The sequence below is a fragment of the Bacillus sp. Au-Bac7 genome, from assembly GCF_021341655.1.
Lineage (GTDB): Bacteria > Bacillota > Bacilli > Bacillales > Cytobacillaceae > Niallia.
Genome location: NZ_JAJTTG010000004.1, coordinates 243,777 through 251,516, shown reverse-complemented (window position 1 = coordinate 251,516; position 7,740 = coordinate 243,777). Strand labels below are relative to the sequence as shown.

The window sequence follows — 7,740 nt, the reverse complement described above, 5'->3', positions numbered from 1 at the left end:
CGTCTGCTTCCTCATTCTTCCAGAAGCGACTTTCTTAATATAACATTTGACCTTTTTTCGTGTCAACTGTTTTTTAAAAAAACTTTTCCGCCGTTTCAGCAACATTTTGTGTTGTTTTAGCGACGGATATAAATATAACAAGTTATTTAGTTAGCGTCAATACTTTTTCTAAAAAAACTTTAATCTTTTTTCGAAACCTTATAATAGCGGTGATAAACCTTAGGACTTTTCGTTTCCACATCCACCACTTCAATAAAATGTTTTTCAATTAAATATTCAACAAGCATTCCTAAATCAACAGAATATACAAGAAAAAGCTCTTCATTCTCCATAAGATCATTAAATGACCAATACTCTTTCTCCTCCAGTATATCTGAAATATGCTGAATGCTCATTTTTGTCTTTGAATGGATGAGGAACTCGCTTGCCAAAAACAACAATTCAAGTCTTTTTTCCAAAGGCTCTTCACTGTTAATCAATTCAACATATAATTTATAAATCTCTGGTTCAATCTGTTTAACCTGACTCCAAACAGTCACCTCGGGGTGAAACCCGTTTTCGATGACCGCAAGCCTTGCTAAATGATGCAAGGAGTGAACGACATCATTATATGCATCAAGATAATGTTTGTTCTCAAAAAATGCCTTTCCATCCATATATCTTCTGATAAGCTTGGCAAACTCCACACCCATCTTCCGCTTTCTTTCAGAGACAGGAAAATCCTTTAACTCACTTTTGAGCTGCGAGACAAACTCATTGCGGTCAAATATAACTCTCCCATTGTACAGCCATTCAAAGATTTTTTTATTTGTCCCAAGCAGGATCCATTTTTTCAACTGAGTCTCTGTGATGACATGAAGTGCTGCCTTTTTATCTGTATACGTATAATGCTTAATGAAAATTGGCTTTTCCGCCTCTTTTACGATGATTAGCATCACCGAGTCAAATGTATCTGTTACCGTCATTTCTTTTTGTCTTTTTTCTATCATCAGAACGCCAAGTGTGTTCGCTTGGCTCGCTCTTTCTTGATAAATCGGACGAAGAATGTCTTCCATCATTGCTCCCCCATCATAAAAAATTCGTTAATTATACTTTCGATATATTGTTCTAAAATTCCTGCCTTTCACTAAATCGGACAATAATCCCCGGCAAACTTTATGATACGTTTTTCTAATGAGCACATAAAAGACAAAAAGAGGAGTCATCATTTTTTAAATCCCCCGCCGGCATTTGGTGGGAAATTTTAAAAAGAGACATCCTCTTTATACTTGCTTAGTGCGCTTCGTTTTTTGCACATTCAGGACATGTTCCATAAATTTCTAAGCGGTGATGACTGATTTTAAAACCTGAGACATGACTGGCGAATTGTTCTACCTCATCCAGTCCAGGATAATGGAAATCCACTATCTTCCCGCAATCCTTACATATGATATGGTAATGATGGGAAGTGATAAAATCAAAGCGGCTTGAAGAATCACCATATGTCAATTCCTTTACAAGACTCACTTCTTTAAACACTCTTAAATTATTATAAACAGTGGCCACACTCATATTTGGAAATTTACCTTCCAGTGCTTTGTAAATTTCATCGGCAGTCGGATGTGACATTGAGCTTATTAAATATTCAAGTATCGCATGACGCTGCGGGGTAATGCGCACTCCTGTTTCTTTTAGTTTATCAAGAGCTTCCTGTAACTCATTATGTTCCACAGACATGCACCCCATTTCTAAAAAGTATTCTTATTTTATAATGTTTATAATTAGTGTACTAACAAAATCATGCTTTTGTCAATAAGAATGGCGGAATAGACGTAAATCAGACTGATATTGTGTTATCATTTGTCTAAAACTAGAATGATTCTTTTTCTATACTTCTTATTATATTCGATTGGCCATATATAATGCTCTTATCTTCCTAAATAAAAAAAGGCAGACCAACCATCGTGGTCTGCAACATATATCTGAGGAGGTATGCCCTAATATAATGTATTCACAACTTGTATATTGGAATGGACAAAAGCCTCAGCCGTAATAAATTAGGCTAGAAAAGCTTATCGTTTTTTCAGTTCTTCAGCAATCTCCTCTACATGACCGGCCACTTTGACCTTTCGCCATTCACGGACAAGTCTACCCTCTCTGTCGATAAGAAAGGTGGAACGTTCAATACCCATATATTCCTTCCCGAAGTTTTTCTTCAGCTTCCAGACTTCGTAGCTTTCTGCTACTTGATGATCTTCATCTGCAAGAAGCAGGAACGGCAAGCCGTGTTTTTCAATAAACTTTCTGTGTTTATTGACAGGATCAGGACTTACTCCAAGGACAACTGCCTCAAGCTTTTCGAAGATAGCATGGCTGTCTCTGAAATCACACGCTTCTGTTGTACATCCAGGTGTCATATCTTTCGGATAAAAGTATAAAACAACATTTTTCCCAATAAAATCTGACAATTTAACTGTCTCTCCATTATTTGCTTCTAATGTAAAATCAGGTGCTTTCTCTCCTATAATCACACTCATCATTCTTCCTCCAATACTATTATTAATAATAGCCTAGCGAAAGGAGCATTTTTTTTCAACTTACATCCCTTTTAGCTGTCCATATCAAGAACTGCTCTTGCCACAAATGCCGCAGGAATTGTATAGCCGATAAGTGCTTCTATTACTACAATCAATCTTCCAAACCCGATTGGCGCCAAGTCGCCGAAGCCGACTGAAAAAAGAGTGATGCCACTGAAATATATCCCTGTTTGAAGCATATCTATAAAATGCAGGGAAGAGTCATACATTTGTTCACTTTCATTGTAGACCTCTACCCCGTTGAGCTGAAGGAGTGTGTAGATTAAACCAAATCCTATCATAATGGTGATATAAACAAAGAATAAGTATATAAAGTTCTCAAAAGAAACCCATTTTTCTTTCAGACGATAAGGAACGAACAATGTTCGCAAGCTCATCATGATAAAAAAAATAATCATAGCTAACAGAAAATAAAAAAACACGTTCCTCCCCCTTATCTGCTTTTCTTTTTAAAAATGTATGCTTGTCTTTCTACATAAAGACCAGAGCATCAGGCAAAGTAGTACTTACAATAGCTTTATCGTTTATCTTCTGAAAAAAAGTGCTAAAATTATGATGAACATCATTTAATAATGATAGAAGATTTAGGAGGAATATCATGCAACATAATAATTCTGAGAGATTACATGAGGAAGCACTTAAAGTAATCGTCGGGGGAGTCAACAGCCCCTCTCGTTCGTATAAAGCAGTTGGCGGCGGAGCTCCTGTCGCTATGGAAAGAGGACAAGGAGCCTATTTCTTCGATGTGGATGGAAACCAGTACATTGATTATTTGGCAGCATACGGCCCAATCATTACAGGACATGCTCATCCCCATATAACAAAAGCTATCACTCGAGCAGCAGAAAGTGGCGTTTTGTACGGGACACCGACACCGCATGAGGTGACATTCGCTAAAATGCTTCAAGAAGCTATTCCCTCTATGGAGAAAGTCAGATTCATGAACTCTGGAACAGAGGCGGTCATGACAACGATCAGGGTGGCACGTGCCTATACTGGCAGAAACAAGGTTATTAAATTCGCAGGCTGTTATCACGGCCACTCCGATCCTGTCCTTGTTGCAGCAGGTTCAGGTCCATCTACACTGGGCACACCAGATTCAGCTGGCGTACCTGCTGTGATTGCCGCTGATGTTATCACTGTTCCTTTCAATGATATCGATGCCTTCAAGGATGCAATTTTGAAATGGGGACCAGAAATTGCTGCCGTCCTTGTCGAGCCAATAGTCGGTAACTTCGGTATTGTCGAGCCTGTTGAAGGTTTCCTTGAATTAATTAACGAATATACCCATAATGCTGGAGCTCTTGTCATTTATGATGAAGTAATCACTGCCTTCCGCTTTACATACGGCGGTGCCCAGGATTTACTAGGAGTAAAGCCAGATTTAACAGCATTAGGGAAAATCATCGGCGGAGGTCTTCCAATCGGAGCTTATGGAGGCAAAAAGGAAATTATGGACAAAGTGGCACCGATTGGACCCGCATACCAAGCTGGTACACACGCCGGAAATCCTGCTTCTGTGCTTTCAGGAATTGCCTGCCTTGAAGTGCTGAAACAAAAAGGCGTATATGAGCACTTGGATAGATTGGGTGCTTTGCTTGAAAAAGGGATTGCTGATGCGGCTGCATTGCATAAGGTGCCGATTACTATTAACCGTCTAAAAGGCGCACTTACTATTTACTTCACGAACGAAAAGGTTATGAATTATGAGCAGGCCGAAAACACTGATGGTGAATTATTCGGTAAATTCTTTAAGTTAATGGTAGAACAAGGTGTTATGCTTGCACCTTCAAAATATGAAGCATGGTTTATTACCATTGCTCATACCCAAGAGGATATTGAGGCAACAATCCATGCTGTCAACAATGCTTTTGAAGCATTGGCGAAAGAACTATAAAAACCATCTAAAACAGAGAGCAGTTATATTGCTCTCTGTTTTATAAATCACATAAATCTGCATGATACAACGTTTAAATTCTCCTGTAAAAACTTTTGCAACCTGCTAAAATCCAACAAAGCATATTCCGCAGCATTACATTTCATTAATTTTTCATGAAAAAATCATATAATCATTAAATGACTATTGATGTTAACAGTCAATCACTGTATAGTACATTATTGTTTAGTTTTTCTATAATTTGTTTAAAGTATAGATATACTAGGCTACTTAAAATGTATGAGAGAGGATTATTTCTATATGACTTTAGGAGCGCGCATTCTTAAGACAGGAATCGCCATCGTTTTAGCGTTGCTGCTTGCCCAAACACTGCAAGTGCCAACACCTGTATTCGCAGGAATTTCCGCAATCTTTGCGATACAGCCTACTATTTATCGATCTTACTTATCTATTATAGAGCAAATACAAGGTAATATTATAGGCGCAATTATCGCTGTTGTTTTCGTACTCAGCTTCGGCAACAATATCTTTATCATTGGTCTTGCCGCGGTAATTGTAATTACGATTAATTTAAAGCTTAAACTAGAAAAAACAATCATTTTGTCAACAGTAACGTTGATTGCAATTATGGAAACGACGACAGATGACTTTATTACATTTGCGATTATACGATTTTCAACTATAATGCTGGGGATTCTATCAGCGTTTATCGTAAATCTCGTATTTTTGCCTCCAAAATATGAAAACAAGCTGTATAACAGCATTTCTGATATTAGTGAAGAAGTTACAAAGTGGATACGCCTGAATATTAGGCATGCATCTGAACATAGTCTACTAAAGAATGATATCGACAAGATTTCTGACCGGATTATTAAAATAGACCAGTTGTACTTAATGTATAAAGAAGAAAGAAACTATTTTAAGAGGAATACGCCTCTTAAAGCGAGAAAGCTTGTTATATACAGGCAAATGATTAACACGCTTAAAAGATCATTCCATACTTTAAAGAAATTGCACCGTTTTGAAAATGAGCTTAAATCATTGCCGGAGAATTTTCAAAATATCATCCAGCAGCAGCTTGATTGTCTGATCCATCATCATGAGCATGTGATGCTGAAGTTCATTGGTAAAGTGAAACCGAATGTCACCTTTGAGGAAGGGAATATCACCCTTGACAGGAAGGAACTATTCTACCAGCTTATCAACCACTACCGCGAAACAGTTGATGAGCGTATATGTGAACACGACGAGGAAATGGTGCAGTACCATGCAATGCAAATCATTTCTGCAATCATTGAATATGATGAAAATGTGGAGCATTTAGATACACTAATCACCACGATTCAAGTACATCATAAGCATGAACCGGAAGTTAAGATAGAAGAATAAAAAGAAAGGATGTCCTTGATTCAAGGACATCCTTTCTTTTATTTATACTCCAAGCTGCTGTATTTGAAACAGATTAAAGTAATGACCTTGAAGCTTCATCAGCTGTTCATGGCTGCCATCCTCAACAATTTCCCCATTGTTAATTAAGACAATGCGGTCTGCATGAGTGATGGTCGAAAGTCTATGGGCAACAATTAATGTCGTCCTTTCCTTTGCCAGTTTCTCAATCGCTTCTTGAATAGATTGCTCACTTTCCAAATCAAGAGCAGACGTAGCTTCATCCAAAATGAGAATTGGCGGATTCTTTAAGAATACACGGGCAATGGCAACACGCTGCTTTTGTCCGCCGCTTAGCTTTACTCCTCTTTCGCCAACCTTTGTTTCATATTTATCTGGGAGCTGCATGATGAAGTCATGTGCGTTAGCAGCCTTTGCTGCTTCGATTACTTCTTCCTCTGTTGCATCTGGTTTTCCTATCATAATATTCTCTCTGATTGATTCACTGAATAGAATATTTTCTTGGAGAACCATTCCGATTTTATCCCTTAAGGTTCTTACTTGAAAATCGCGGATATCTTTTCCGTCAAGAAGAATACTGCCGCCAGTAACATCATAAAAGCGCGGAATCAGACTGATCAGTGATGATTTACCGCCGCCGCTCATCCCTACAAAAGCAATTGTTTCTCCTTGCTTTATATTTAAAGTGATATTTTTTAAGACACGGTCATCCTTTTGATCGTAGGCAAAATCGACATTCTGAAAACTAATATCCCCTTTAACATCCACACATGGGACAGCTGTCTCCTTATCTTGAATATCGTACTTTTCATCTATCAGCTCAAAAACACGATCCATTGATGCGATTGACTGTGTCAGTGTAGTGGAAGAGTTCACCATTCGTCTCAGCGGATTATACAGCCTTTCAATGTATGCAAAGAAAGCTACCATAGCCCCTAAAGACAGCTGACCGCTGATTACTTGATAGCCTGAATAGGCAATTACGATTAATGGTGAAATATCCGTAATCGTATTAACCACAGCAAATGCTTTTGCATTCCAGCGTGTGTGATCTGTTGCCTTTTCCAAGAATGCACTATTATATTTTTTAAAGTGTTTTTGTTCATGATCTTCTGTTGCAAAACTTTTGATGACCGAGATTCCCTGCACTCTTTCATGCAAGAAGCTTTGCACTCCTGCTAAAGCCTGCGATCTCTCTCTTGTCAGCGTACGTAAGTTTCCGAAGAAATGTCTGATAGATAACGCATAAAACGGCAAAAGAATAATCGAGATAATCGTCAGCTTCACATTCATCGTCAGCATTATTCCGATCGTAATTAAGATGGTAACACCATCAAGCCATAAGTTCATCAGGCCAGTCAGGATAAAGTTCTTCGTTTGCTCCACATCATTAATTACGCGGGAGATAACCTCCCCTGCCCTTGTATTTGAATAATACTTCAAGCTCAGTTTCTGTAAATGAGAAAACAGCTGATCACGAATGTCATAAAGTATTTTATTCGACGTCCACTGGGCAAAATATTGGCGGTAATATTCAACAGGCGGCCTAATGATGACAAAGATGATTAACATTATACCCATCATCTTCAAAAGGCTTGTTATTCTCTCTTGTTTATCCAAGTCTGTTGCGTTAATAATGTCATCAACGACAAATTTAAGCAAAAGCGGAATGAGCAAAGGAATAGCGAATTTGATGATACCAATGATGATAGTTCCTATAATTTGCATTCGGTAAGGTTTTACGAAATGCAAATATCTTTTAATACTGTCCACATTCTCTCCTCTTTCCTTTCCAAAGTTGTTATGTAAATAAGTAATTAGAACAAAGCTTCCAAACAAGATGTTATTTTACCACTAGCA

General features: G+C 38.0%; 7 protein-coding genes. 2 read left to right on the top strand and 5 right to left on the bottom strand.

Annotation, left to right across the window (positions count from 1 at the left end; genetic code table 11):
- Positions 1–179 precede the first annotated feature (179 nt).
- From LXM54_RS16870 to LXM54_RS16855, 4 genes are all read right to left on the bottom strand, one after another.
- Positions 180–1,055 (bottom strand): nucleotidyltransferase-like protein, encoded by an 876-nt coding sequence (locus LXM54_RS16870; RefSeq protein ID WP_233316423.1) that lies wholly within the window; start codon positions 1,053–1,055, stop codon positions 180–182.
- A gap of 217 nt (positions 1,056–1,272) precedes the next feature.
- Positions 1,273–1,716 (bottom strand): peroxide-responsive transcriptional repressor PerR, encoded by a 444-nt coding sequence (perR, locus tag LXM54_RS16865; protein ID WP_245399835.1) that lies wholly within the window; start codon positions 1,714–1,716, stop codon positions 1,273–1,275.
- Positions 1,717–2,051: 335 nt separating this feature from the next.
- The gene (bcp, locus tag LXM54_RS16860) at positions 2,052–2,516 is read right to left on the bottom strand and encodes a thioredoxin-dependent thiol peroxidase (RefSeq protein WP_233316422.1); all 465 of its coding nucleotides are present in this window, start codon (positions 2,514–2,516) and stop codon (positions 2,052–2,054) included.
- A 71-nt stretch (positions 2,517–2,587) separates the two neighbouring features.
- Entirely contained in the window at positions 2,588–2,998 is a 411-nt protein-coding gene (locus LXM54_RS16855; RefSeq protein WP_233316396.1) for an ion channel, read from the bottom strand.
- Between the two features lie 176 nt (positions 2,999–3,174).
- Here LXM54_RS16855 and LXM54_RS16850 point away from each other — a divergent pair, with 176 nt between their 5' ends.
- Positions 3,175–4,473, top strand: coding sequence for a glutamate-1-semialdehyde 2,1-aminomutase (locus tag LXM54_RS16850; RefSeq protein ID WP_233316395.1), 1,299 nt, complete (start codon positions 3,175–3,177; stop codon positions 4,471–4,473).
- Positions 4,474–4,773: 300 nt separating this feature from the next.
- A complete protein-coding gene (locus tag LXM54_RS16845; protein ID WP_233316394.1) occupies positions 4,774–5,862 on the top strand; it encodes an FUSC family protein in 1,089 nt (362 codons plus the stop codon).
- A 42-nt stretch (positions 5,863–5,904) separates the two neighbouring features.
- Here the strand turns inward: LXM54_RS16845 and LXM54_RS16840 are convergent, their stop codons facing one another.
- Positions 5,905–7,653 carry an ABC transporter ATP-binding protein gene (locus LXM54_RS16840; protein ID WP_282581419.1) on the bottom strand — a complete coding sequence of 583 codons (1,749 nt, stop codon included), beginning with the start codon at positions 7,651–7,653 and terminating at the stop codon, positions 5,905–5,907.
- Positions 7,654–7,740 lie beyond the last annotated feature (87 nt).

Coding starts and splice junctions, on each gene's coding strand:
- LXM54_RS16870 (WP_233316423.1), bottom strand. CDS start 1,055: ATGGAAGACATTCTTCGTCCGATTTATCAAGAAAGAGCGAGCCAAGCG.
- perR (WP_245399835.1), bottom strand. CDS start 1,716: ATGTCTGTGGAACATAATGAGTTACAGGAAGCTCTTGATAAACTAAAA.
- bcp (WP_233316422.1), bottom strand. CDS start 2,516: ATGAGTGTGATTATAGGAGAGAAAGCACCTGATTTTACATTAGAAGCA.
- LXM54_RS16850 (WP_233316395.1), top strand. CDS start 3,175: ATGCAACATAATAATTCTGAGAGATTACATGAGGAAGCACTTAAAGTA.
- LXM54_RS16845 (WP_233316394.1), top strand. CDS start 4,774: ATGACTTTAGGAGCGCGCATTCTTAAGACAGGAATCGCCATCGTTTTA.